This window comes from Terribacillus halophilus (assembly GCF_900162685.1).
Classification (GTDB): domain Bacteria; phylum Bacillota; class Bacilli; order Bacillales; family Amphibacillaceae; genus Terribacillus; species Terribacillus halophilus_A.
The window spans coordinates 671,280-696,886 of record NZ_LT727828.1; the positions used below are offsets into that span (position 1 = coordinate 671,280).

27 protein-coding genes are annotated in these 25,607 nt (G+C 44.7%); all 27 read left to right on the forward strand.

The window, feature by feature from the left end:
- The first annotated feature begins 127 nt into the window (after nucleotides 1-127).
- The 27 genes from B1K52_RS08030 to atpG all read left to right on the forward strand — a co-directional run bounded on the left by B1K52_RS08030 (nucleotide 128) and on the right by atpG (nucleotide 25,597).
- Nucleotides 128-505: a response regulator gene (locus B1K52_RS08030; protein ID WP_077307080.1), complete on the forward strand. Its 378-nt coding sequence runs from the start codon at nucleotides 128-130 to the stop codon at nucleotides 503-505.
- Nucleotides 506-624: 119 nt separating this feature from the next.
- Complete coding sequence (locus B1K52_RS08035) at nucleotides 625-1,488, forward strand: class II fructose-bisphosphate aldolase (RefSeq protein WP_077307082.1); 864 nt, start codon at nucleotides 625-627, stop codon at nucleotides 1,486-1,488.
- Between the two features lie 467 nt (nucleotides 1,489-1,955).
- Entirely contained in the window at nucleotides 1,956-2,597 is a 642-nt protein-coding gene (gene fsa, locus B1K52_RS08040) for a fructose-6-phosphate aldolase (protein ID WP_077307084.1), read from the forward strand.
- A gap of 62 nt (nucleotides 2,598-2,659) precedes the next feature.
- The gene (locus B1K52_RS08045) at nucleotides 2,660-3,949 is read left to right on the forward strand and encodes a UDP-N-acetylglucosamine 1-carboxyvinyltransferase (RefSeq protein ID WP_077307086.1); all 1,290 of its coding nucleotides are present in this window, start codon (nucleotides 2,660-2,662) and stop codon (nucleotides 3,947-3,949) included.
- Between the two features lie 630 nt (nucleotides 3,950-4,579).
- On the forward strand, nucleotides 4,580-5,866 hold the full coding sequence (gene rho / locus B1K52_RS08050; protein ID WP_077307088.1) for a transcription termination factor Rho: 1,287 nt from the start codon (nucleotides 4,580-4,582) through the stop codon (nucleotides 5,864-5,866).
- Nucleotides 5,867-6,000: 134 nt separating this feature from the next.
- A complete protein-coding gene (locus B1K52_RS08055) occupies nucleotides 6,001-6,246 on the forward strand; it encodes a type B 50S ribosomal protein L31 (RefSeq protein WP_077307090.1) in 246 nt (81 codons plus the stop codon).
- Between the two features lie 180 nt (nucleotides 6,247-6,426).
- Nucleotides 6,427-6,999, forward strand: a complete 573-nt coding sequence (locus B1K52_RS08060) for a thymidine kinase (protein WP_077307092.1) — start codon at nucleotides 6,427-6,429, stop codon at nucleotides 6,997-6,999.
- 72 nt (nucleotides 7,000-7,071) lie between these two features.
- Complete coding sequence (gene prfA, locus B1K52_RS08065) at nucleotides 7,072-8,142, forward strand: peptide chain release factor 1 (protein ID WP_077307094.1); 1,071 nt, start codon at nucleotides 7,072-7,074, stop codon at nucleotides 8,140-8,142.
- On the forward strand, nucleotides 8,123-9,010 hold the full coding sequence (gene prmC / locus B1K52_RS08070) for a peptide chain release factor N(5)-glutamine methyltransferase (RefSeq protein WP_077307096.1): 888 nt from the start codon (nucleotides 8,123-8,125) through the stop codon (nucleotides 9,008-9,010). The genes prfA and prmC overlap by 20 nt, the downstream gene beginning before the upstream one ends.
- A gap of 116 nt (nucleotides 9,011-9,126) precedes the next feature.
- Nucleotides 9,127-9,753: a stage II sporulation protein R gene (spoIIR, locus tag B1K52_RS08075; RefSeq protein WP_077307098.1), complete on the forward strand. Its 627-nt coding sequence runs from the start codon at nucleotides 9,127-9,129 to the stop codon at nucleotides 9,751-9,753.
- 63 nt (nucleotides 9,754-9,816) lie between these two features.
- Nucleotides 9,817-10,185 carry a hypothetical protein gene (locus tag B1K52_RS08080; RefSeq protein WP_077307100.1) on the forward strand — a complete coding sequence of 123 codons (369 nt, stop codon included), beginning with the start codon at nucleotides 9,817-9,819 and terminating at the stop codon, nucleotides 10,183-10,185.
- Between the two features lie 72 nt (nucleotides 10,186-10,257).
- Nucleotides 10,258-11,274 carry an L-threonylcarbamoyladenylate synthase gene (locus tag B1K52_RS08085; RefSeq protein ID WP_077310540.1) on the forward strand — a complete coding sequence of 339 codons (1,017 nt, stop codon included), beginning with the start codon at nucleotides 10,258-10,260 and terminating at the stop codon, nucleotides 11,272-11,274.
- 162 nt (nucleotides 11,275-11,436) lie between these two features.
- Entirely contained in the window at nucleotides 11,437-12,042 is a 606-nt protein-coding gene (locus tag B1K52_RS08090) for a low molecular weight protein arginine phosphatase (RefSeq protein WP_077307103.1), read from the forward strand.
- Nucleotides 12,043-12,091: 49 nt separating this feature from the next.
- On the forward strand, nucleotides 12,092-13,468 hold the full coding sequence (locus tag B1K52_RS08095; RefSeq protein ID WP_077307105.1) for a methyl-accepting chemotaxis protein: 1,377 nt from the start codon (nucleotides 12,092-12,094) through the stop codon (nucleotides 13,466-13,468).
- Nucleotides 13,422-13,862, forward strand: coding sequence for a ribose 5-phosphate isomerase B (rpiB, locus tag B1K52_RS08100; protein ID WP_077307108.1), 441 nt, complete (start codon nucleotides 13,422-13,424; stop codon nucleotides 13,860-13,862). The genes B1K52_RS08095 and rpiB overlap by 47 nt, the downstream gene beginning before the upstream one ends.
- 16 nt (nucleotides 13,863-13,878) lie before the next feature.
- Entirely contained in the window at nucleotides 13,879-14,418 is a 540-nt protein-coding gene (locus B1K52_RS08105; protein ID WP_077307110.1) for a TIGR01440 family protein, read from the forward strand.
- 46 nt (nucleotides 14,419-14,464) lie between these two features.
- Nucleotides 14,465-15,700 carry a serine hydroxymethyltransferase gene (gene glyA, locus B1K52_RS08110; protein ID WP_077307112.1) on the forward strand — a complete coding sequence of 412 codons (1,236 nt, stop codon included), beginning with the start codon at nucleotides 14,465-14,467 and terminating at the stop codon, nucleotides 15,698-15,700.
- Between the two features lie 435 nt (nucleotides 15,701-16,135).
- The gene (gene upp, locus B1K52_RS08115) at nucleotides 16,136-16,765 is read left to right on the forward strand and encodes a uracil phosphoribosyltransferase (RefSeq protein WP_077307114.1); all 630 of its coding nucleotides are present in this window, start codon (nucleotides 16,136-16,138) and stop codon (nucleotides 16,763-16,765) included.
- Nucleotides 16,752-17,906, forward strand: coding sequence for a non-hydrolyzing UDP-N-acetylglucosamine 2-epimerase (wecB, locus tag B1K52_RS08120; RefSeq protein WP_077307116.1), 1,155 nt, complete (start codon nucleotides 16,752-16,754; stop codon nucleotides 17,904-17,906). The genes upp and wecB overlap by 14 nt, the downstream gene beginning before the upstream one ends.
- 67 nt (nucleotides 17,907-17,973) lie before the next feature.
- Nucleotides 17,974-20,160: a S8 family serine peptidase gene (locus B1K52_RS08125; RefSeq protein WP_077307117.1), complete on the forward strand. Its 2,187-nt coding sequence runs from the start codon at nucleotides 17,974-17,976 to the stop codon at nucleotides 20,158-20,160.
- A gap of 458 nt (nucleotides 20,161-20,618) precedes the next feature.
- Nucleotides 20,619-20,972 carry an ATP synthase subunit I gene (locus B1K52_RS08130; RefSeq protein ID WP_256855872.1) on the forward strand — a complete coding sequence of 118 codons (354 nt, stop codon included), beginning with the start codon at nucleotides 20,619-20,621 and terminating at the stop codon, nucleotides 20,970-20,972.
- 21 nt (nucleotides 20,973-20,993) lie between these two features.
- Complete coding sequence (gene atpB / locus B1K52_RS08135; RefSeq protein WP_077307121.1) at nucleotides 20,994-21,722, forward strand: F0F1 ATP synthase subunit A; 729 nt, start codon at nucleotides 20,994-20,996, stop codon at nucleotides 21,720-21,722.
- Between the two features lie 31 nt (nucleotides 21,723-21,753).
- Nucleotides 21,754-21,960 carry a F0F1 ATP synthase subunit C gene (atpE, locus tag B1K52_RS08140; RefSeq protein ID WP_077307123.1) on the forward strand — a complete coding sequence of 69 codons (207 nt, stop codon included), beginning with the start codon at nucleotides 21,754-21,756 and terminating at the stop codon, nucleotides 21,958-21,960.
- Between the two features lie 128 nt (nucleotides 21,961-22,088).
- On the forward strand, nucleotides 22,089-22,598 hold the full coding sequence (gene atpF / locus B1K52_RS08145) for a F0F1 ATP synthase subunit B (RefSeq protein WP_256855873.1): 510 nt from the start codon (nucleotides 22,089-22,091) through the stop codon (nucleotides 22,596-22,598).
- A gap of 3 nt (nucleotides 22,599-22,601) precedes the next feature.
- Complete coding sequence (locus B1K52_RS08150; protein ID WP_077307125.1) at nucleotides 22,602-23,147, forward strand: F0F1 ATP synthase subunit delta; 546 nt, start codon at nucleotides 22,602-22,604, stop codon at nucleotides 23,145-23,147.
- A gap of 18 nt (nucleotides 23,148-23,165) precedes the next feature.
- Entirely contained in the window at nucleotides 23,166-24,671 is a 1,506-nt protein-coding gene (atpA, locus tag B1K52_RS08155; RefSeq protein ID WP_077307128.1) for a F0F1 ATP synthase subunit alpha, read from the forward strand.
- Between the two features lie 59 nt (nucleotides 24,672-24,730).
- Nucleotides 24,731-25,597, forward strand: coding sequence for an ATP synthase F1 subunit gamma (gene atpG / locus B1K52_RS08160; RefSeq protein ID WP_077307130.1), 867 nt, complete (start codon nucleotides 24,731-24,733; stop codon nucleotides 25,595-25,597).
- Nucleotides 25,598-25,607 lie beyond the last annotated feature (10 nt).

Genomic DNA, 25,607 nt, shown 5'->3' on the forward strand with positions numbered 1-25,607 from the left:
ATACAATATTTCGCGGCAAAAGCAGGAATTTAAAGCTTTTTACTAGAAAAAAGTGTCATTGCGTCAAAGCAGTGAACATTATGTCGAAGCAAGCAAATGCTTGCTTCGTTTTCTAGGGGGATTACTGATGGATAAACGCGTTCTGATAGTGGATGACCAGCCAGGCATACGAATTTTACTGGAGGAAGTCATTCGGGATGAAGGATACGAGGCCGTTTCTGTCTGTACAGGAGCAAAAGCGCTTGATCAGATTAAAAAACAGGTTCCAGATCTTTTGCTTATTGACTATAAGCTTCCCGTATTAGATGGACCAGCAGTATTGGATAGATTGCAGGAACAAGGTCTGGTAATTCCGACAATCATGATGAGCGGATTGGCAGAGGAGATAGAAACATTTCGCCAAAGGTATGACTTCTTAATCGATGTGCTTCCCAAGCCTTTCGATATTCTAAAAGTGCGGAATATGGTTAATCAAGCAGTAAATCAAGGTACAAATCAAGTATAAACGTCGAGAAATGTTGCACCATGACCGGTGACTTGGTATTCTAGTATGGAAGCGATTTAACACGACTAGATATACATAGTAGCTGACCGTCGTGCAAACTTTGAAGGAGGAACTTTGTTATGCCTTTAGTCTCAATGAAAGAAATGCTAGAAGTAGCGAAAAAAGATAACTACGCGGTAGGACAATTTAACATCAACAACCTTGAGTTCACACAAGCAATTCTGCAAGCAGCGCAGGAAGAAAACTCTCCTGTCATCCTTGGTGTATCCGAGGGTGCAGCTAAATATATTGGCGGCTTCAAAACAGTTGTCTTGATGGTAGAAGGTTTGTTAGAGGACTACAGCATTACTGTACCTGTTGCGATTCACCTTGATCACGGTTCAAGCTTTGATACATGTGCGAAAGCAATTCATGCTGGTTTCACATCTGTTATGATCGATGGTTCCCATCATCCATTGGAAGAAAACATCGCACTTACGAAGAAAGTTGTTGAGCTAGCTCACTTGCATGGTGTATCCGTTGAAGCTGAGCTTGGCCGTATCGGCGGACAGGAAGACGATCTTGTAGTAAGTGATGCAGAAGCTGCATATGCAATTCCTTCCGAATGTAAACAGCTTGTTGAAGAAACTGGCGTTGATTGCTTTGCACCAGCACTAGGTTCTGTTCACGGCCCTTACAAAGGTGAACCAAACCTTGGTTTCGACCGTATGGAAGAAATCTTCAACACAACAGATCTTCCATTAGTATTGCATGGCGGTACTGGAATCCCAACAAAAGATATCCAAAAAGCTATTACCCTTGGTACTTCTAAAATAAACGTAAACACAGAGAATCAAATTGCCTCTGCTGCACGCGTTCGCGAAGTACTAGCAGAAAAACCTAACGAATATGATCCACGTAAATACCTAGGACCAGCTCGTGAAGCGATTAAAGAAACAGTAATCGGCAAAATGCGTGAATTTGGTTCTTCAGGTAAAGCGTAAGCTCATTTAACTAGAACATACATGTTTTAGTCCAAAGAAAATCCGAACTATGATGAAAATTCTTCTTGCAGAATAACATCAGTTCGGATTTTTCTTTTTCATTTCAAAAGTAACTGTAAGATTGTTGAGTTCAATGCCTCCTTGTTGGATTTAGCACTTTGGAGTCTCGATATTCCTCTTACGTTAGTGTATGTTTCTCCTAACGCGATTCAGCGAAGGAAATACACGGAGACTCCCGCGGGATAAAGGCCTCGGTTAGACCCCGCAGTGCTTTAGCACGAGGAGGCTAACCAGCCGCCCGCAGGAAAGCGGAGTGTATTTCCGAAGTGGAGCTCTGCATCCGATCTTAGGCTTCAGCTTTCTCTGTCTAAGCCCGAATTAATTGATATTCCGGGAAAGTTGTGCAATCCTATGCCATATAAGGAAAAGTTGCATAAACTATATCGGAGCGCTTAAGGAGAGGGAAAATGAAATTCTTTGTGGATACTGCGAACTTGGAGGAAATTAAGCTTGCTAACGCACTTGGCGTATTGGAAGGGGTAACAACCAACCCCACGCTGGTGGCAAAAGAAGGCGCATCATTTCATGATAGGCTCCGTGAAATAACAGAAATAGTTCCTGGATCTGTCAGTGCAGAAGTCATTTCAGAGCAAGCCAATGATATGGTAGAAGAAGGAAAAGAGCTCGCTAGAATAGCGTCGAATATAACGGTGAAAATTCCGATGACACTCGAAGGTCTTAAGGCAGTCAAGTCTCTTTCCGAGTTGAACATTAAAACAAATGTGACCTTGATTTTTAATGCCAATCAAGCATTACTTGCGGCGCGTGCAGGAGCTACATATGTCTCGCCATTTATTGGGCGGCTTGAAGACATCGGCCATAGCGGGATGGATCGGATTGGTACGATTGCAGCGATTTTTGATCAGCATGCAATTGAGACAGAGATCATTGCTGCTTCCATCCGCCATCCGATGCATATCACCGAAGCTGCACAGCAAGGAGCGCATATTGCCACAGTTCCTTTCGATATTCTGAGAAAATTGACAGAGCATCCTCTGACTGATGCTGGAATCAAACGATTTCTTGCAGACTGGAACAGTCGTATATAGTATAATAATGGTAAAATAGCGAAAACTAACGTTGCTGTTATCCTAAATGTGAGGAGTTCCTTATGCAGAAAATATTAGTAGAGGGCGGAAACCTTTTAAAAGGACGAGTGAAAATCAGCGGAGCGAAGAACAGTGCAGTAGCACTGTTGCCAGCTGCAATTCTAGCTGAATCTCCTGTAACGATAGAAGGGCTGCCCGATATATCAGACGTTGAGACATTGAGTCATTTGCTTGAAGAGATTGGCGGTGTAGTAACGAAGGAAGAAGATCAAGGTCTAACAATCGATCCTGCCAATATGACATCCATGCCTCTGCCGAACGGAAAAGTGAAGAAACTCCGGGCATCTTATTATTTTATGGGTGCAATGCTCGGACGATTCAAACAGGCAGTTATCGGTTTGCCAGGCGGCTGTTATCTAGGCCCTCGACCTATTGATCAGCATATTAAGGGCTTTGAAGCGTTAGGAGCACAAGTGACGAATGAGCAAGGTGCGATTTACTTGCGAGCTGATGAGCTCCGCGGTGCCCGAATTTATCTGGATGTTGTGAGTGTTGGTGCTACGATCAATATCATGCTTGCGGCAGTACGTGCCAAAGGCAAGACGGTCATCGAAAACGCAGCTAAAGAACCAGAAATAATTGATGTGGCCACACTGCTGACGAGCATGGGTGCGAAAATTAAGGGAGCAGGTACGGATGTCATTCGTATCGAAGGTGTTGATCAGCTGCACGGCTGTCAGCATACGATCATACCGGATCGGATTGAAGCTGGTACGTACACGATTTTAGCAGCTTCCCAAGGAGAAGAAGTAGTTATTGATAACGTCATTCCGCAGCATTTGGAATCGTTATTAGCTAAACTGCGTGAAATGGGAGTAGAAATCATTGAGGGGGAAGAGCAGCTCACGGTAAGGACGCGGGAGAAACTGAAAAGTGTGGATGTCAAAACACTTGTCTATCCTGGATTTCCGACCGATCTGCAGCAGCCTTTCACAGCACTTTTGACAAAAGCACAAGGTACTGGCGTTGTGACGGACACAATTTATCAGGCTCGCTTCAAGCATATTGACGAGCTTCGCCGTATGAATGCACAGGTCAAGGTGGAAGGCGGTGCTTCCATTGTCACTGGAGCTGTCCAGCTGGAGGGAGCAAAAGTAAAAGCAAGCGATCTCCGAGCAGGTGCAGCATTGATTATCGCAGCATTGATGGCTGACGGTATTACAGAGATAACTGGAGTAGAACATATCGACAGAGGATACGAACGCATCACAGAAAAACTGCTTGCACTCGGAGCCAACATCTGGCGAGAAGAAATGAGCGAACAAGAAGTCGAGCAATTCCAGAATTCTTGATACTAAATAAGTGTTTTGAGAGAGAACTCCGAACTGCGGTGGAATTCTAAAGACTGAATTGCCGTAAGTTCGGAGTTTCTCGTCATCTGTTGTATGCTAGCAGCGTGTTCTTATGGGATAACCGTTTCATCTCAAGCAGAGTTAAAACTTCATTTGAGTCTTATAGACAAAGCACGTCTTTGGTGCATAATATACGGAGACTCTTCAATGAAAGCAGCGTATATTAAACCCATAGCAATAACGTAAAATCACTCTCCGTTACTTACTATCAGCCTCTAACAGCTTAAAAAAAACCGATTTTCCGCCAAAAATACAGTTGAATATTACAGACTGAAAATGTATGATTAGTTATGCTAAAAATACGCAGCAATGATAAAGTGGTTTAAAAAAGCTGTATTGTGGTAAAAAATGATAGTTATAATCTTCTATTCTAGTTATACACTACCATCCTTCCTTTTCTTCTAGAGACATGCATAGATGCCAATAGCTTCTCTTGCACCTCTTCGGCCAAGACTGATGGCCAGCAGCTTAATTAGATTCCAACAGTTTAGAGTAAGAATGTTAGGATATTACATCCAACAGCCAAACAGATAAGGACAAGTCCTTAAATACAATAGGTGTGGTGATTTTGTGGCTGAACTATCGATTTCTCATCTAGAAACATTAACATTAAAAGATTTATACGCGATGGCTCGCGAATACCGCGTTTCCTATTATGCAAAATTAACGAAACGTGAACTGATTTTTGCAATTTTGAAAGCGCAGGCAGAAAAGGACGGATTCCTTTTCATGGACGGTATTTTAGAAATCATCCCTTCCGAGGGCTTCGGATTCCTAAGACCGATTAATTATGCGCCAAGCGCAGAAGATATTTATATTAGTGCATCGCAAATCCGACGTTTCGATTTACGTAACGGAGATAAGGTTTCCGGTAAGGTTCGTCCGCCGAAGGAAAATGAACGTTACTATGGCCTTCTCCATGTAGATGCAGTAAACAATGAAGACCCGGAAGTAGCGAAGGAACGTGTGCATTTTCCAGCACTGACGGCACTATATCCGGATAAGCATATGAACCTGGAAACGGAAACACGCAAAGTTTCCACACGGATTATTGATTTGATGACACCAGTAGGTTTTGGACAGCGTGGTTTGATTGTTGCGCCGCCAAAAGCAGGTAAAACGATGCTTTTGAAACAGATTGCCAACAGTATCACAACAAATCACCCAGATGCTAAATTAATCATCCTGCTCGTAGATGAGCGCCCGGAGGAAGTAACAGATATCGAACGTTCCGTACATCCGGATGTTGATGTAGTTAGTTCTACTTTCGACGAAGTACCGGAAAATCATATCAAAGTATCAGAGCTTGTACTTGAACGAGCGATGCGTCTTGTAGAGCATAAAAAAGATGTCATCGTACTTATGGACAGTATTACACGATTAGCACGTGCTTATAACCTAGTTATTCCGCCAAGCGGACGTACGCTGTCCGGTGGTATCGATCCTGCTGCATTCCACCGTCCGAAACGATTCTTCGGAGCGGCTCGTAACATTGAAGAAGGCGGAAGCTTTACCATCTTGGCGACAGCACTTGTTGATACAGGCTCACGTATGGATGATGTTATTTATGAGGAGTTTAAAGGCACAGGGAATATGGAGCTGCATCTGGACCGTTCTTTGGCAGAGCGACGTATCTTCCCGGCAATCGACATGGTACGCTCTGGTACGAGAAAAGAGGAGCTGCTCGTGTCAAAAGGACAGCTGGATAAGATGTGGGCAATTCGCAAAACAATGCAGGATTCCCATGACTTTGCCGACCGCTTCCTGCGCCGTCTGAAGCAATCGAAAAATAACGAGGAATTTCTCGCCAATATGGAAGAAGAGATGAAGCGTAAAGGCACGAACAAGCGCTCCTGATTACAGTGATTTCCTCTTGCAATGGGATTATCGGACTGTTATAATCACGTTATGTGAGCTTTCACGACAGTTATCGGTCTCTCACAATAAACTCTGTTTCCAAAGGATTCAGGGCAAAAAGGAGTGCTTAACGTATGAAAGAACAAATCCATCCGAAATATAACAAAGTTGTATTTCTAGATACTAGTTCTGACTACAAATTCTTGACAGGTTCTACTCAGTCTTCCGACGAAACAATTGAATGGGAAGATGGCAACACTTACCCATTGATTCGTGTGGAAATCAGCTCAGCTTCTCACCCGTTCTATACTGGTAAACAAAAAGCTGACAAAGCTGGCGGCCGCGTAGATCGCTTCAAGAAGAAATACAACTTGGGCTAATAGCTTAAGATATGACGAAAACAGGCAAACACCCTTTGCCTGTTTTTTCTGCTTTATAACCAGTTTAAATAGCCTTATATGTACACTGACCATCCAGATTTACATAAATGGTTTTGATATAGTATAGATCAAGATAGTGTACAGCTGCACTATCTTTTTTATTTGACAAGGAGAAATGACATGGCACAACTATTTTTCAAATATGGCGCGATGAACAGCGGAAAATCGATTGAAATATTAAAAGTAGCCAACAATTACGAAGAGCAGAATAAGTCTGTGCTTATCTTCACTTCGGGTATCGATACAAGAGATGAAGTCGGCTATGTTTCCAGCCGCATCGGATTGCGCCGCAAAGCAATTCCGATTTTTGAAGAGACAGATATCCTGCAATACGTCAAAGAACAGGAGCCGACGCCGCATTGTGTATTGATCGATGAGGTACAATTTCTGAGTAAAGAGCATGTGCTTCAGCTCGCAGAAATTGTAGATACATTCGGAATTCCTGTCATGGGCTTTGGATTGAAAAATGATTTTCAGAATGAATTGTTCGAAGGCAGCCGCTATATGCTGATTTATGCGGATAAGATTGAAGAAATGAAGACGATCTGCTGGTTCTGTGCTCGTAAAGCAACAATGAATTTGCGGGTGGATGATAATGGCAAACCCGTTTATACAGGTGATCAAATCCAAATTGGCGGCAACGATTCGTATTATCCTGTCTGCCGCAAATGCCACAGCAATCCGCCGCTATGACAATGCGATTCTCTCGGCGATTGCTAGGCTCCGGGAGAGAAGCTATAATAAAGCAAAGAAAGAGGTGTCGATATGCTAGACCGTTTACAGGCATTAGTAGACCGTTACGATAAACTGAACGAATTGTTAAGCGATCCAGATGTGATCAGTGATACAAATAAATTACGTGAGTTTTCCAAAGAGCAAGCAAGCTTGACGGATGTTGTGCAAGCTTATCGCGAGTACAAAGATATTAGTGAACAAGTTGAGGACGCGAAAACAATGCTTGCCGAAGAGAAAGATCCAGACATCTTGGAAATGGCCAAAGCTGAAATTTCCGAGTTATCTCCTCGTCTTCCGGAATTAGAAGAGCAAATGCGCATTCTAATGCTGCCGAAGGATCCGAATGATGATAAAAACGTTATCATGGAAATTCGCGGAGCAGCAGGCGGAGATGAAGCAGCGCTGTTCGCCGGCGATTTATATCGTATGTACAGCCGATATGCAGAAGCACAAGGCTGGAAGACAGAAATGATGGAAGCAACATCTACTGGGGTAGGCGGTTATAAAGAGATCATTTTCATGATCAACGGTGCAAATGCTTATTCCAACTTAAAATATGAAAACGGTGCCCATCGCGTGCAGCGTGTACCAGAAACAGAGTCTGGCGGCCGAATTCATACATCGACAGCAACGGTGGTTGTTATGCCAGAAGCAGAAGAAGTGGAAGTAGATATCCAGGAAAAAGATATCCGCGTTGATACATTCACTTCCAGCGGACCTGGAGGACAGAGCGTTAACACGACGATGTCTGCTGTTCGATTAACACATATGCCGACTGGTATCGTTGTGTCTATGCAGGATGAAAAATCCCAAATCAAGAACAAAGAGAAAGCGATGAAAATTCTGCGTGCTCGAATTTATGATAAGTTCCAGCAGGAAGCACAAGCTGAATACGATGATGCACGAAAGTCTGCCGTCGGTTCAGGGGACCGTTCTGAACGTATCCGAACGTACAACTTCCCGCAAAACCGTGTTACTGATCACCGTATCGGTCTTACAATCCAAAAGCTGGATCAGATTCTAGAAGGAAAGCTCCATGAAGTCATCGATGCTTTAATTATGGAAGAGCAGGCGAAGAAGCTTGAGCAAATTGGAGAATAACAACCAAACACCTACTATCATGGAGACGTTGAAGGAAGCGGCAGCCTTCTTGCAATCACATCAGCGTGAAGAGCGAGTAGCAGAGCTTTTACTTCTGTATCACTTAGGTCTTAAAAAGACGGAGCTTTTGATGAAACTGCGAGAATCAGTGGATCCTATTCTTTATGCTGCTTTTCGAAAGGACTTGGAAGAGCACGCGAAAACGGGAATTCCGCTGCAGCATCTTACTGGAGAAGAAGAATTTCTCGGACGGCGTTATTATGTGAATCATGATGTGCTGATTCCAAGACCCGAAACAGAGGAACTCGTTTTAGGAATGGAAAAAATGATACAAGAGCGACTTCCCGGAAAGCAGCTGACAATTGCAGATATCGGCACGGGCAGCGGTATTATAGCAACTTCGTTAAAGTTAGCGTTTCCTGCAGCTAACGTTATCGCAACCGATATATCCGAGCGCGCTTTACTTGTCGCAAAGAGCAATAGCAAGACACTCGGTGCCTCCATCACTGTGAAGCAGGGAAGTTATTTGGAACCAATTCACCAATTGGAGCAAAAGGTGAATGTGCTCGTTTCCAACCCTCCTTATATTGATGAAGCGGATAAAGAACAGATGGCAGATACAGTGAAGGATTTTGACCCTACAATCGCTTTATTTGCTGAAGATAATGGACTGGCTGCCTATAAAGAGATTATTCAGGCTTTGCCAGATGTGCTTGCCTTACCAGCTGTTGTCGGCTTTGAAATAGGCTGGCAGCAAGGAGAAGCAGTCCGAATGCTATTGCAGAAGAGGTTCCACGCTGCAGAAGTGGAAGTGCGGAAAGATATGAATGGCAAAGACCGGATGGTGTTTGCTTGGATAGAGCAATAAAGAAGGAATTGTGCAAAGGCGCAGTTCCTTTTTTGCCGTAAAACTAGATTCATAGGTTTAAATCCATTCAGCTTGTTCATACTGTTACCAACAACCAAAAGAAAAGAGGTTACCGTATGAAGAAGCTTTTATTATTCCTATTCGCAATCGGTCTTTTATTTGTATATATCTTTTATCCAGGAACTAATACAGAAGCGCAAGTGAGCAATAATTCGCAGGCAGTAAAGCAAATTCCTGATGAAGCAATTCGGCTTCGTATCTTGGCGAATAGTGATTCAGAAGCGGATCAGCAGCTGAAGCGTTTGATCCGGGATGAAGTGAATAAACAAATTAACGAGTGGGTACAGGATATTTCGGATATTGAAGAAGCAAGGAAGATCATTGAAGAACAACTGCCGGAGATTAAGAAAACCGTAGCACGCGTGTTGAATGAGGAAGGAAAGAGCCAGAAGTTTAACGTGAAGTACAGTGAAAACATTTCATTTCCGGCGAAGCTTTATGGAACTTACTTGTACCCGGCAGGGCAGTATGAAGCAGTCTTGATCACACTTGGAGAAGGTGAAGGCGAGAACTGGTGGTGTGTACTGTTTCCGCCGTTGTGTTTCTTGGATTTTTCTAGCGGAACGAGTGTAGCAGAAGCGGAGACAAATGCAGATGCAGAACCAATGGATATCGCAGCAGAAGAACCGCCAAAAGAGGAAAAACCAAAAGTGAAGTTCTTTCTATTAGAATGGTTCAGCTAGCATCATATCTTGTTCCTCCTGTTCATATAATCTATTAACTAGAATTAGACAGGAGGAATTATCATGCAGTTGATACCAGCTCAAGCATTCGAGCTGACGCAATTGAAAGCTTTTTTGGGGGACAGTTTGCCCCGCTGGGAACAAGAGCAGCAGAAATTATATGAAGAAGGCTATGTGTTGGAAACAAATGACGGGTGGCGTGCGTTTTTCTGTCTGGAACAAGACGAACTGGCATTGCGTGTCCATTCCATGTATGTGAAGCCGCCGGCAAACGGCACCATCATATTAACGTGTATGGAACTTGCCAGCATGGAAGCGAGACGCCGAGAAGCAAGCCATCTGCGGCTGATCAGCCATCATGAGGCGTTGGATCAGCTCATCTCGCTGTATGGTTTTGAAGCGAAGCAAGGCTGGTGGGAGAAGGCGCTCTGACATTGGGGAATCGCTTTCTCTGTGGTATCATAGCTCATAGTGATATACATGAGAAGGAGTATCTGATCCATGATGGAAACAAAGCATTGGACTGTGTCAGAGCAGTCTTTCGATAAACAAGCAATGAAGGAAGCCGCAGCTCTCCTTAAGCAAGGGGAAGCTGTCGCTTTTCCAACGGAGACTGTGTATGGTCTTGGCGCAGACGCAACAAACGTACAAGCTGTCCGGAAGATATTCGAAGCCAAAGGACGGCCTTCCGATAATCCGCTTATCGTTCATGTGGCGAATACAAATCAGCTGGAAGATCTTGTTGAAGAGGTTCCAGATGTTGCACAGAAACTTTTGGAGGCATTCAGTCCTGGTCCGCTTACGCTAATTTTGAAAAGCAAGGGTGCTGTGGCACCAAATGTCAGTGCCGGTCTTGATTCAATTGGTATTCGCATACCGAGCCATCCAGTAGGATTGCGACTGTTGGAGGAAGCAGCTATTCCGATTGCGGCACCAAGTGCGAACATATCCGGGCGGCCGAGTCCAACCAAAGCAGAGCATGTTGTGCATGACTTGGATGGGCGGATTGCCGGCATTATGGATGGCGGGCCAACAGGCATTGGCTTGGAGTCCACCGTTTTGGATTGTACGGAAGCTGTACCAGTCATCTTGCGGCCAGGCGGAGTGACGGCAGAAGCGATTCAAAAAGTGATTGGGACAGTAATGATTGATCCAGGCCTAGCTGTGGAGCAGAAAGAAAAACCAAAAGCGCCAGGTATGAAATATACGCATTATGCACCGGAAGCTCCACTGTATTTAGTGGAAGATAATATGCAGCAGCAAGCGGACAAACTTACGAAAGCCGGGGAAAATGTCGGCATCATTGCGACAGAAGAACTGGCAGAGACCCTGGACGGTGAGCGGATTCAGATTTGTGGAACAAGAAAGGATCTAGCTACCGTAGCAGAGCATTTGTATGATGCATTGCGTCATTTCAAGAAATCAGATGTATCCGTCATTTTATGTGAAAGTTTTCCAAAACAAGATGTTGGAGCTGCTATCATGAACCGTCTTGAGAAGGCAGCGACAGGCAGTATGTAAGCAGGGAGACGTATCAATTTGGTGCGTCTTTTTTTTATTTCACCATGTATAGCTTCAGGCAGCTTTCCTTGTTAGACAAGTTGCATAAATCGAAGCATGTAAGATTGTCTGTCCTGTTGTATACTAATGCTAGCACTATTTTAAAAGCAAGGAGAATTCTCGATGAAATTATTATTCGTTTGTACCGGCAACACGTGCAGAAGTCCAATGGCAGAAGCACTTGTGCGGAAGCGGCTTCCGCAGGTGAAAGTACAGTCTGCTGGTATTTTTGCCAGCGACGGTTCACCTGCTTCTCACCAGGCGGTAACTGTTATGGAAGAAACCGGCGTGCTGTTCGGTCACCAATCCAAGCCTGTAACAAGAGAGCGAGTGGAGTGGGCTGATTTGATTCTGACAATGACAGAACAACATAAACAGCTGCTGCTGGAACAATATCCACACGCTGCCGGCAAGCTTTATACTTTTCCTGAATTCGCTTCAGAGGATGCAGGTGCATCCTGGAAGCTGTTGCAAGAAGCGTATGCAGACTTGGAAACAAAACGTGTCCATTTTGCAAGCGGCTATCAAGGTGACCCGAACCGATTCCAAAGCGAATTTATGCAAGCACATGAGCGAGAAGTGACACATATCCAGGAGCTAGAGGCTGCAATGCCAGCTGCAGATATCATGGATCCGTTTGGCCGCTCAGTTGACGTGTATCGAGAAACCTTGAAGGAATTGGAATTCTATGTTGATAAATTGGCAGAAAAGATTCACAATGAGAAGTAGGTAAAAAGACTCTCGTACCAAAATATCAGCATGGAGGCTGGATTATGTCATGAAAAGCTTTAGCTTGCGTTTTAAACTGGCGATTTTCGCCACAGTTCTCGCATTGGTCACGTATAGCGTGAGTGCTGTATTCATTTATATTGTACATCCCTTTGTGCAGCGGTATTGGAATATTGATGCAGCCGTACTTGTGCTTCTTACGCTATTTTTAGGTGTATTATGGACAGGGATTTTAGCGTTTTCTGCAGCCCGTTTCATTACGAAACCGTTAAAGGATTTAGAAGCAGTGGCGACGAAAGCAGCTGACGGCAGCTTGGAAGGCGAATGGGAAGCCGTTCCTTCCAATGATGAGATTGGAGCACTTTCACGCGCTTTTCAAAAAATGATGCACAACCTCAAATCAATGATCAGTGATATCGATGCAAATGCAAAAGCAAATGACCAGTATGCCAAACAAATCCAGGCCGAGACAATGACGGCATCGGAAAAAGTGATTGAGATTGACGGGATTATGCAGACAATGGCTGAAGGAGCTCAATCAACCTCAGGCGCTGTTGGCAAAATCGTCAGGTCGCTCGATAACGCGACAGCTATGTCAGAGGAAGTTCGCAGGAAGACAGATCAATCCCAGGATCTTTCCAATGGCATGGTTGGCAAATTGCACAGTTCCCAATCTGTGGTGATGGAACTGGTAGAAGGTATTCAGCGTATTTCAGAGAAACAGGAGCATTCAATCGGGAATGTAAAGCAGCTCGAAAAGAATGCTTCAGAAATTGAACAAATCATCCGTCTCGTTAGCGACATAGCGGAACAAACGAATCTGTTAGCGCTTAATGCTTCCATTGAAGCAGCACGAGCTGGAGAACAGGGAAAAGGTTTCGCAGTAGTAGCCGACGAAGTACGGAAGCTTGCTGATGAAAGCAGACAAGCTGCCCAAGACATTACAGTGAACATCAAGGAAATTCAGTCAAACATTGGACAAGTTGTAACGGAAATTGACGAACAGTTGGCACTGGCGCGGAACGAAGCAGAAAAGGGTTCTGAGAGCAGTGTTGTCATGGAAGAGATGACGGCTGCTATTGGACAAGTCGTTTCTTCAATAGAGGAGATTGGCAAGCTCACACAGCAGCAGAAAGAAGAAATCGCTTCGGTAACAGGTCAGTCTAAAGATGTAGCAGAGCTGGCAGAACAGGCGTCAGCCGGAGCACAAGAAGTAAGTGCCTCTGTGCAGGATCAAGCGTCTGTCATGCATAACCTCGAGAACTTGGCCGCATCACTCGAAAAACAAGCGGGCACGCTGAGGGAACAATTAAAGCAATTCCAATTTACACAACAAACATCCGTGCATCATGCGGAATTCGGAAGGAAGGATGAAGAAAATGAAAGTAATTCTAACATCGGACCATGGTGGAGTAAATCTTCGTAAAGAAATAGCAGATCTTTTGACGGAATTAGGTGTTGCGTTTGTAGATACAGGATGTGATTGTGAAGGTTCCGTTGATTATCCGGATTATGGCATTCCCGCAGCAGAGAGAGTAGCAAATGGAGAATTCGATCGCGGTATTCTTATTTGCGGTACAGGTATCGGTATGAGTATTTCGGCAAATAAAGTACCTGGTGTTCGTGCAGCGCTTGTACATGACGTATTCAGTGCAAAAGCAACGCGGGAGCACAATGACTCCAATATCCTGGCAATGGGAGAGCGTGTTATTGGAGCTGGTTTGGCTCGTGAAATTGTTCAAACGTGGATTGGAACAGAATTTACAGCTGGGCGTCATCAAAATCGTGTAAACAAAATTACAGATTACGAAAACAAGTAAGAAAAGAAGGGTGTACATGAAAGCAATCGCAGATCATATGAAATCCGTTGTTCAAGAGCTTGTCTCTTGTGGACACTTGCACGCAGGGGATTTGTTTCTGATTGGCTGTTCAACAAGTGAAGTAGCTGGAGAAAGAATCGGCACCTCCGGAAATATGGAAATTGCCAATCTGCTTTTCCAACAGCTGGAATGGCTTCGAAAAGAAACGAATATAAATCTCGTATTTCAGTGCTGTGAACACTTAAATCGTGCTATTGTAGTAGAGAAGCAAATCAGTCGGCAATACGGTTTGACCGAAGTTTCCGCGATACCTGTTGCAAAAGCCGGAGGTTCTATGGCTGCGTACGCCTATAAGCAGTTTCAGGATCCGGTGTTGGTTGAAGACATCCAGGCGCATGCCGGAATTGATATCGGAGAGACGATGATTGGAATGCATTTGAAGTCAGTTGCAGTGCCTTTTCGATTACAGCAGCGATTCATTGGCGGTGCCCGGGTCAATACAGCTTATACAAGACCTAAACTGATTGGCGGCGTAAGAGCTGTGTACCCTGACTAACACCGGCTACGACATACATCAACCATACTCGAGGAGGCATGTTTCGATGAAACATATTCAAGCGAATGATCCAGAACTATTCAAAGCTATGGAAGACGAAAGAGGGCGCCAGCACGATAAAATCGAGCTGATTGCATCTGAGAACTTCGTATCACAGGCTGTGATGGAAGCGCAAGGCTCCGTACTAACAAACAAATACGCGGAAGGCTATCCGGGCCGCCGATACTATGGCGGTTGTGAATATGTTGATGTAGCAGAGAATCTAGCAATCAACCGAGCAAAGGAAATTTTCGGAGCGGAGCATGTTAACGTACAGCCGCACTCTGGTGCACAAGCAAACATGGCTGTTTATTTCGCCTTTTTGGAACCAGGCGATACAGTACTTGGCATGAACCTCAGTCACGGCGGTCATCTGACACACGGCAGCCCGGTGAACTTCAGCGGTAAGCTGTATAACTTCACCGAGTACGGTGTGGATCAGGAAACAGAGCAGCTGGACTATGAAGCAGTTCGCGCTAAAGCGCTTGAAGTAAAGCCAAAAATGATTGTAGCTGGCGCAAGTGCTTACCCGCGTGCAATTGATTTCGCGAAATTCCGTGAGATTGCAGATGAAGTTGGTGCCTACCTTATGGTTGATATGGCGCATATCGCAGGTCTAATTGCTGCCGGTGTGCACGCAACGCCAGTTCCTTATGCAGATGTTGTAACAACAACAACACATAAAACATTGCGCGGACCTCGCGGTGGTATGATTCTTACAAAAGAGAAATACGCGAAACAAATCGACAAAGCTGTCTTCCCAGCTATGCAGGGCGGTCCATTGATGCACGTTATTGCAGCAAAAGCGATGAGCTTTAAAGAAATCCTCGACAATGATTTCGAAGCATATGCACAGCAAATCGTTGCAAATGCGCAGCGTCTTGCGGAAGGCTTAACAAAAGAAGGCGTACGTCTTGTTTCTGGCGGGACAGACAATCACTTGCTTCTTTTGGATGTTAGCAAACTTGGTCTTACTGGCAAAGATGCAGAGCATGCCTTGGATGAAGTTGGCGTCACAACCAACAAAAACACAATTCCATTTGATCAAGAAGGTCCATTCATCACAAGTGGTGTCCGTATCGGAACAGCAGCCGTTACAACGCGCGGTTTCAAGCTTGAAGAAATGGATGAGCTCGCGAGCATTATCGCAGATACATTAAAGCATCATGAAGATGCAGCGAAACTAGAAGAAGTAAAAGTCCGTGTCAAAACATTGGCCGATCGTTTCCCACTTTATAAGTAAGGGAAGAATAGGCTGAAGCAGCAGTCTTTCAGCCATTTCACAGCTGCACTAATTAATAAGTTTTTAAGAACACCCAAAAAGTTAGCTTAACAACTAACTTTTTGGGTGTTTTGTTTGTAAACTTCTTGGAGTTTGAAAATATCTTAATTCGTATAAAACGGAGAGCGGAAAAGACCGTTCAGAAACGAAGGAATAAGCAAGAAGAGGCTGAGAGGGTGCTTGTTACCCTGCAGGGCTATTGCTTATACCACAGTTTCTGTGCTTTGGAGCTAGCCAATCGCGAGGAGACTGAGGCCGTGCCCGCGGAAAGCGGAGTATTCTGCCGAAGCGGTAATTTCTGCTCTCCTTTTTCCTTTCCCTTGTCCCTCTTTTCTTTTGCTTTTATCTTCTGTATACTAGTAAAGATTTGAATATTTTTAGAGGGAGTGTTCGGAAATGAGTAATGTTTTTGTTTTAGATCATCCATTAATTCAGCATAAGCTTACGTACATACGTGATAAGAATACAGGTACGAAGGAATTCCGTGAATTGGTTGATGAGGTCGCGGCGCTAATGGCGTTTGAGATTACGAGGGATCTGCCGATGGAAGAGACGACAATCCAGACACCTGTCGTAGAAACGAAAACGAAAGTACTTGCAGGTAAAAAGATTGGACTTGTGCCGATCTTGCGTGCTGGTCTTGGTATGACAGAAGGTATCCTGCGTCTGATTCCTGCTGCACGTGTTGGACATGTCGGCATGTACCGTGATCCAGAGACGATGCAGCCGGTGGAGTACTATATCAAGCTCCCTTCTGATATTGAAGAACGTGAATTGATTGTCATTGATCCAATGCTTGCGACAGGCGGATCTGCGAATGATGCAATTCATTCTTTGAAAAAGCGCGGTGCGAAACAAATTCGCCTGATGTGCCTGATTGCTGCACCTGAGGGTGTAGAAGTAATTCAGAAAGAACATCCAGATGTCGATATTTATTTGGCAGCTATGGATGAGAAGCTTGATGATCATGGCTATATCGTTCCAGGTCTAGGAGATGCTGGGGACCGTTTGTATGGTACGAAATAAAAAGAAAGTGATGCTTGTCTTTGGGACACGTCCTGAAGCGGTCAAGATGGCGCCACTTGTACTTGAGCTGCAAAAACGGACGGAGCAATTCGAAACAATTGTCACGGTGACGGCGCAGCAGCGAGAGATGCTTGACCAAGTACTCACTATATTCGGCATCACCCCTGATTATGATTTAAATATCATGAAAGCACGTCAGAGCCTGACGCATATCACGACAAAGGTGATGGCAGGCTTGGATGAGCTGTATCAGGAGGTTAAGCCGGATATCGTGCTAGTCCATGGTGATACCACGACAAGTTTTGCAGCCTCGCTTGCCGCATACTATAACCAGATTCCGGTTGGACATGTGGAAGCAGGGTTGCGTACTTGGAATAAGTATTCTCCTTTCCCTGAAGAGCTCAATCGGCAGCTCACAGGTGTCATTGCGGATTTACATTTTTCACCGACTGACCAGGCGCGTCAGAATCTGCTTGATGAAAATAAGAACACGGAAGCAATAATTGTGACAGGAAATACAGCGATTGACGCTATGTCGACAACTGTAGATGCTCATTACGAGCATCCGATATTAGAACAAGCTGCCGGAAAGCGTTTAGTGCTTGTAACGGCACACCGGCGGGAAAATCTTGGCGATAACATGGAGCATATGTTTGCTGCCATCAGACGAATTGCAGATGCATATCCTGATACAATAATTGTTTATCCTATGCACTTAAATCCGGCGGTTCGTGATATAGCGAATCGGATCTTAGGTAATCATGAACGAATCCAGCTGATTGAGCCGCTTGGATTAATTGATTTTCATAACTTTGCTTCGCGTTCTTACTTGATTTTAACGGACTCTGGTGGCGTCCAAGAAGAAGCTCCTTCTTTAGGAGTACCTGTTTTGGTGCTCCGTGATACAACGGAGCGACCGGAAGGTATCCAGGCAGGGACATTAAAACTTGCCGGAACCGATGAAGATAACATCTTTAAAATGGCAGATCACCTGCTTCGCGATGGTGAAGCACACGAAGCGATGGCAAAAGCATCAAATCCATACGGAGATGGACATGCTTCCGTTCGTATTGCTGCGTATCTTCAATATTATTTCGGTTTCCAGACGGAACCACCTGCTTTTTTTAAACCAGCTGATTAATGTCAGCTGGTTTTTTGTATAGGGGATTCTTTCTCGTGCATGCTAATGGCACGGAGGGGGAGAGTCTGTGAAACGTTTGTTCATTTTATTTTTGTCATCATTTTTTATAATCAGTTTTCAAATGCCGGCACAGGCAGCAGATCAGCAGACAGTCATTGTAGAATTGGATGGCAATGCTGCCGATTACCGTCAATATGTAGAAATGCACTACCCCTTTATTGAAGTTGTCGATGAATTTGATACGCTGTTTCATGGGCTGGCGCTTCGTGCAACCGAAGACCAATTACATGCATTGTCCGAGCATAGCCATTTGCTGAACATACATCAGGTACATACGTACAAAGCGACAGCTAAGAAAGTCGATATACCTTTTGTGACAAAAGATTTTCTTGGCACAAAAACTGCAGGTGTGACTGGTAAGGGAGTTAAAGTTGGCATTATTGACACTGGAATCGATTACAATCATCCAGATTTGAAACCCAACTTTAAAGGCGGTTTTGATGTGGTGGACTGGGATGAGGATCCGATGGAAACACCGTCAGAAGAAGAAGGAGCTACCATTCACGGTACGCATGTAGCTGGTATTATTGGAGCAAACGGGAAGATGAAGGGAATTGCACCTGATGCTGACATATATAGTTACCGAGCTCTAGGGCCAGGAGGGACAGGTACATCTGTCCAAGTCATCGCGGCAATTGAAAAAGCAGTTGAAGATAAGATGGATATCATTAACCTTTCGCTGGGGAGTTCCGTAAATGGTCCTGATTGGCCAACAAGTTTAGCCGTAAATAAAGCAGTGGAGCTAGGCGTCAGTGTTGTAACCGCTAATGGCAATGAAGGACCAGCAAATTGGACAGTTGGGTCCCCCGCTACCGCTACAAAGGCTTTATCGGTAGGGGCAGTCACCACACCACAAACGACAGCTGTATTATATGAGCGCTTTTACAAAAAAATGATTCCGATTCAGCCTCTTCAAGGAACTGTCCCTTGGAAACAGCGTCCCACATTGCCCGTAATAGATGCCGGAACGGGAGAAAAAACGCTGAAGGATGCTTCTGGGAGCATTGTGTTATTCAGACGCGGAAAGATACCTTTCGCCCAAAAAGCCCGGATGGCTGAGCGTGCGAATGCGGCAGCTGTTCTAATCTACAACGACCAGCCAGGAGCATTAAATGCCTCACTTGAGGATGGGGGAGAGCCGATTACTATTCCTGTAGCTGCAGTTACCAAACAGGATGGACAGTGGCTTTTGGAAAAACAAAAAACAGTGCAGTTAGCCGCAAAGCAAATACAGCTGCAAAATCAAATGGCTGCATTCAGCTCCAGAGGTCCTGTTACACGCAACTGGGCAATCAAGCCAGAGATTTCTGCTCCTGGTGCGCCGGTTTGGAGCACGGTGCCCGATTCCAGTTACCAGGCACTGCAAGGAACTAGTATGGCAGCGCCATATGTGGCGGGAGCCCTTGCGCTTGTAAAAGAAGCCCATCCAGAATGGACGAACGAGCAGCAAATAGGCGCATTGCTTACAACAGCACAGCCTTTGCTGCAACCAGATGGCAGCACTTATGCACCGGTAGAACAAGGAATGGGAAAAATGCAGCCAGCGAAAGCCATCGCAGCTCCTGTAATCATCGAGAATCCACTGCTTCGCTTTGGGAAGATTGATACAAAGCAAAAGTCTGAATATGAGCTGACAGTTTATAACACAAGCAGCAAAAGACAGCTCATTCGTTTTGATCAGCCGAAAGCGTCTGCCGGGGTTCGCTGGGAGCTGCCTATGACAATCGAATTAGCTCCGCGTGAGACAAAACGAATAAAAGTAGGCATTTCTGTCAATCCTGATATTCAGACATCAGGTGTTCACCAAGGATATGTATCCGCTCGGATTGGAGAGCAAGATATAAAACTTCCATATTTGTTTGTTGTCAAGCAAGCGGATAATCCAAAGGCAATGGGCTTAGAGATGGAATGGAAGCCATTGTCAAGACGGGGAGAATACCGTTATCAGATTTATCTTCCAGAAGGGGCAGCTTTTCTGCAAATCGACTTGTATGATCCGAATACGTTAATCTACCAGAGACGGCTGTTAGCAGCAAAACAAGTAGAGCCTGGACTGCTGAAGGGAACGATGACGAGACAGAAAGCAGGCAGTGAAGGTGAGTACCTGGCATTAATCCAGCTTCGTACATTAGATGGCGAATTGGTAAGTGCTGAACTGCCGTTTTATTTGTCAGAGCAGATGCGGGTGAAATAGTACAGCCAAGTGAAACATGTGTCACAAAATTGTCATATATAAAATGTGCAATATCAGATATAATGATATGGAAAGGCCTATACGTTTAATACGAGTAGACCTTTCCTTAACCACTTCTGTGGAAGCGCATCCAACGTTGTCGTGTAGGTTTTTGTTAACTTTGTAAGTTATTTCACAATCTTGTATTGACACTGCGATTAACCCTATTGTATTCTATAACTTGCACATGGTGGGTAATCTGCTTCAAGTGTGTGGCGTGGTTTGCGCGCAGCGCCCAGACAGAGCAATCTATGTACCAGTGCAGAAGACTATAATGGTGGACAAGCAATTATATGTACTTTGTGGTTTGCAGGTCGATCCAAGAGCTTCACGAATTTACCGCTTTCCATACATAAGTATAAGCAGTAAATGTACGTCTTACACGCATGGGAGTAATGAAAATGCAGCAGGTCAATAAGATGATACATGCACGACAAAGCAAATGGATGCTATATTTACTGGCACTTTTGATGCTTGGAGCGGGTTTTACCCCGTACCAGCGCATTTTCCTCGGCTTGTTTCTTGGAGCTTCAGTCAGTTTTTTCTCCATGTGGCTTCTCCAACGGAAAGTCAGACAGTTCACTGAAGCTGTTGCAACACATGGCAGAATGCCTGCCTTAGGCACCTTTTCCCGCATGGCAGCGTCTGTGCTTGCAGTAATGCTCGCACTGCGTTTTGACGCTTATTTCCATCTTATCGCAGTAGTTATTGGATTGGCTGCTGGCTACATCATTATCTTTATAGATAGTTTCTTCACGAGTTTAAAAGACTAGTAATGAAAGAGGTGAAATTAATTGAATCACGGATCACCAATGTGGAATAATGCATTCGGTATCGAATGGCTCGACTTTAACTTGTCGACATCTTTGATGACCATCATCTCCTCTATTATCGTCTTTATCATTTGTGTATTGGGCAGCAGGAATCTGCAGCGCAGACCTCGTGCTTTCCAGAACGTGATGGAGATGCTAGTTGACTTCGTAAAGAAAGTAATAGGCGACGCAATGGACTGGAAGACAGGAAAGCAATTCCTGCCATTGGGTTTGACGCTCTTTATGTACATCTTTATCAGTAACATGCTTGGTGTCATGATCATGGTTGTTGTAGGTCACGATCTTTGGTGGAAATCACCGACATCCGATGCAGCATCCACACTCACATTATCAGTGATGGTCATCTTGCTCACCAACTTCTATGGTGTCAAGATACTTGGCGGAAAAGAATATCTGAAGGGCTATATCCGGCCGGTGCCGTTCCTGCTTCCTTTGAATTTAATTGAAGAAGCTGCGAATACACTTACACTCGGACTTCGTCTTTTCGGTAACATTTTCGCAGGAGAAGTATTGTTATCTCTGATTGGGGAGTCTCTAGCTGGCGTCAATCCGCCATTCACAACGATTGCGGCATTCGTGCCAATGATCGCATGGCAGGGCTTCAGTTTATTCATCGGGACAATTCAGTCTTATATATTCCTAGTGCTGACAATGGTTTACATGTCACACAAAGTTTCAAAAGCACATTAATCAGTTTTTAAATACAAGGAGGAAATTTAACATGAGTTCATTAGCAGCTGCAATTGCAATTGGTTTAGCCGCACTAGGCGCAGGTATTGGTAACGGTCTAATCGTTAGCCGCACAGTAGAAGGGATCGCTAGACAGCCAGAACTTGCTGGAAGACTTCAAACGACAATGTACATCGGGGTTGCACTAGTAGAGGTTATCCCTATCTTCGCCCTAGTTATCGCGTTCATGGTAATGTAATTCACCTATCGCAAGTACTCTATAATTTGAATGAATGGCGAAATTCTATATCTTGAATCTTCGCCATTCTTTTTGTAAAGCCCGAATGATTGGGAAAATGACAGTTCAGCTCGAAAGGAGTGGCACAGTTGCAAACACTTACGATTGGTGCTGCAGTAGGTGGATTACCTATCGGTAGCATGTTAGTCCAACTAATCAGCTTTATCATCCTGCTCTTGCTTTTGAAAAAGTTCGCATGGAAACCATTATTGAAAGTCATGCAGGACCGTCAGGAATATATATCGAATGAAATCGATATGGCAGAAGCAAGCCGCAAGGAAGCTGAAACAGCAGCAAAGACAGCTGCAGAAGAATTGAAACAAACACGTGCAGAAGCACAAGCTATTATAGAAGAAGCAAGAAAAGCCGGGCAGCAGCAGGAAGAAAATATTATTGCTGCAGCACGCCGTGAATCAGAGCGCCTGAAAGAGGCCGCTGTGGAAGATATCGCACACGAGAAGGAAAAAGCAATGCAAGCGTTGCAAGCACAAGTGGCAAGCCTTTCCGTTCAGATTGCAAGCAAGATCATCGAGAAGGAGATCTCTTCCGAAGATCAAGACAAGCTTATCAGTGAATATGTGAAAGAATTGGGGCGATAAGCCATGCGTGATGTGACAATTGTAAAACGATATGCAGAAGCACTGTTCGAAGTGGCAGTAAATCGTGATATCGTCGAGAGCGTGCGATCCGAATTGCACACAGCGAAGCAAGTGGCACAGAACGATGCTGCTTTTGTCCGTTTCCTTTCAGAGCCGAAGATTGGCTTGGATAAGAAGAAGGAATTGATAGAAACAAGCTTCGCTGCTGGAAGCATCGAAGTTCGTAATACATTAAAGCTGTTATTGGATGCTGGACGAATCGACAGTATTCCCCAAGTAGCAGACAGCTTTCAAGCTTTGTATGACGAAAGCCAAGGCACTGCCCAGGCAACAGTTTATTCTGTACGTGAACTATCTGAGATGGAGAAACAGACAGTAGCTGAGACATTCGCCCAAAAACTCGGCAAAAAAGCTGTTTCTATAGATAACAAAGTTGATCCGACACTGCTTGGCGGTTTAAAAGTACGGATTGGCAATACAATCTACGACAGCACGATTAAAAACAAGCTGACACGTATCGAACGTAATTTAGTAAATGTGAGCAAATAAGGATAGAGGTGAGACCGCATGAGCATGAAAGCTGAAGAAATCAGTGCATTGATTAAACAGCAAATCGAGAATTATGACACTGAAATAGAAGTAAGTGATGTAGGTACTGTTATTCAAGTTGGTGACGGTATCGCACGTGTCCATGGCCTGGATAATGTTATGTCCGGAGAACTTATCGAGTTCTCAAATGGTGTCATGGGACTTGCACAAAACTTGGAAGAATCAAACGTCGGTGTTGTTATTCTAGGTGAATACAGAGGCATCCGTGAAGGTGACGAAGTACGTCGTACAGGTCGCATCATGCAGGTTCCTGTAGGTGACGAACTAATCGGCCGTGTTGTTAACCCGCTAGGACAGCCAATCGATGGCAAAGGTCCAATCGAATCAAGCAAAACTCGTCCAATTGAAGCACCAGCTCCTGGTGTAATGGACCGTAAATCAGTAGATGAACCGCTTCAGACTGGTATTAAAGCAATCGATGCACTTGTACCAATCGGCCGCGGACAGCGTGAGTTAATCATCGGTGACCGTCAGACTGGTAAAACATCTGTTGCAATCGATGCAATCTTAAACCAGCACGATCAAGATATGATTTGTATCTACGTTGCCATTGGTCAGAAAGAATCAACAATCCGCGGTACAGTAGAAACACTTCGTAAGCATGGCGCCCTTGATTATACAATCGTCGTGGCTGCGGGTGCATCTGATCCAGCTCCATTGCTTTACTTGTCACCATATTCTGGTGTTGCAATGGGTGAGGAATTCATGTACAACGGCAAGCACGTCCTAATCGTGTACGATGATCTTTCTAAACAGGCAGCAGCATACCGTGAGCTTTCCTTGCTTCTTCGTCGTCCTCCAGGTCGTGAAGCATTCCCAGGGGATGTCTTCTACTTGCACTCCCGTCTATTGGAGCGTGCAGCGAAGCTAAGTGATGCAAAAGGCGGCGGTTCTATTACTGCATTGCCATTCGTTGAAACACAAGCAGGCGATATTTCTGCTTATATCCCAACAAACGTTATCTCAATTACAGACGGACAGATCTTCTTGCAGTCCGACCTGTTCTTCTCCGGAGTACGTCCTGCGATTAACCCGGGTCTATCGGTATCCCGTGTAGGTGGTTCTGCACAAATTAAAGCAATGAAGAAGGTTGCCGGAACATTGCGTCTTGATTTGGCTGCATTCCGTGAGCTGGAATCCTTTGCACAATTCGGATCTGACTTGGATGCTTCTACACAAGCTCGCTTAAACCGCGGTGCTCGTACAGTAGAAGTTCTGAAGCAAGGTTTGCACCAGCCGCTTTCAGTAGAGAAGCAGGTTACAATCATTTATGCATTGGTTAATGGATTCTTAGATGACATTCCTGTAGAACAAGTCGTGAGCTTCGAAAATGAATTCCATACATGGTTCGCTGCAAATCAAGCTGAATTGCTAAAAGGCATCCGTGAAACTGGTAAGCCAGCTGATTCTGACAAGCTTAACAGTGCAATCGAGGAATTCAAGAAAACTTTCGTCGTAAAATAATGCTTTATAAATAACGGAATGCTGCACGTATTCCTTAGCGAAGGGAGGCTGCATGCGCCTTGGCATCCTTAAGAGATATTCAGAGTAAAATTAACTCTACCAAAAAGACTAAACAGATTACGAAAGCAATGCAGATGGTATCCGCTTCTAAGTTGACACGAGCGGAGCAGAATGCGAAAGCTTTCGTTCCATATAGTGAAAAGATGCAGGAGGTTGTGTCACAAATCGCCGCTTCAGGTGATGCGACACATCCCATGCTGCAAACGCGGGCTGTCAAGAAGACGGGTTACCTTGTGATCACTGCCGATCGCGGATTGGCTGGCGGATACAATAACAACGTCATTCGAGAAGTTTACCGCACAATTCAGCACCAGCACGCTTCAACGGATGAATATACGGTGATTGCTGCAGGTCGTTTCGGTCGGGACTTCTTCAAAAAGAACAACCTGCCGATTGCTAAAGAAATCATCGGACTGCCTGATCAGCCAGATTTTGCTGATATCAAGCAGATTGCATCCGAAGCTGTAGAAATGTTCTTAGAAGAAGAGATCGATGAATTGGTTCTGTTTTACAACCATTTCAACAGCGCTATTTCTCAGGAAGTTACTTCTCAGAAGCTGCTTCCATTAACAGATATTACGCCGGAAAGCGGACGTTCTGTACAAAGCATGTACGAGTTCGAACCGGATGCAGAAGGTATTCTAAAAGTATTGCTGCCTCAGTACGCGGAGAGCTTGATCTACGGCGCCCTGCTTGATGCGAAAGCAAGTGAGCACGCAGCACGTATGACAGCAATGAGAGCAGCGACAGATAATGCAAACGAACGAATTGATGGTCTGACGCTAACCTTTAACCGTGCACGACAAGCAGCTATTACACAAGAGATTAGTGAGATTGTCGGCGGAGCGGCAGCGCTGCAATCATAAGGATTAAGAT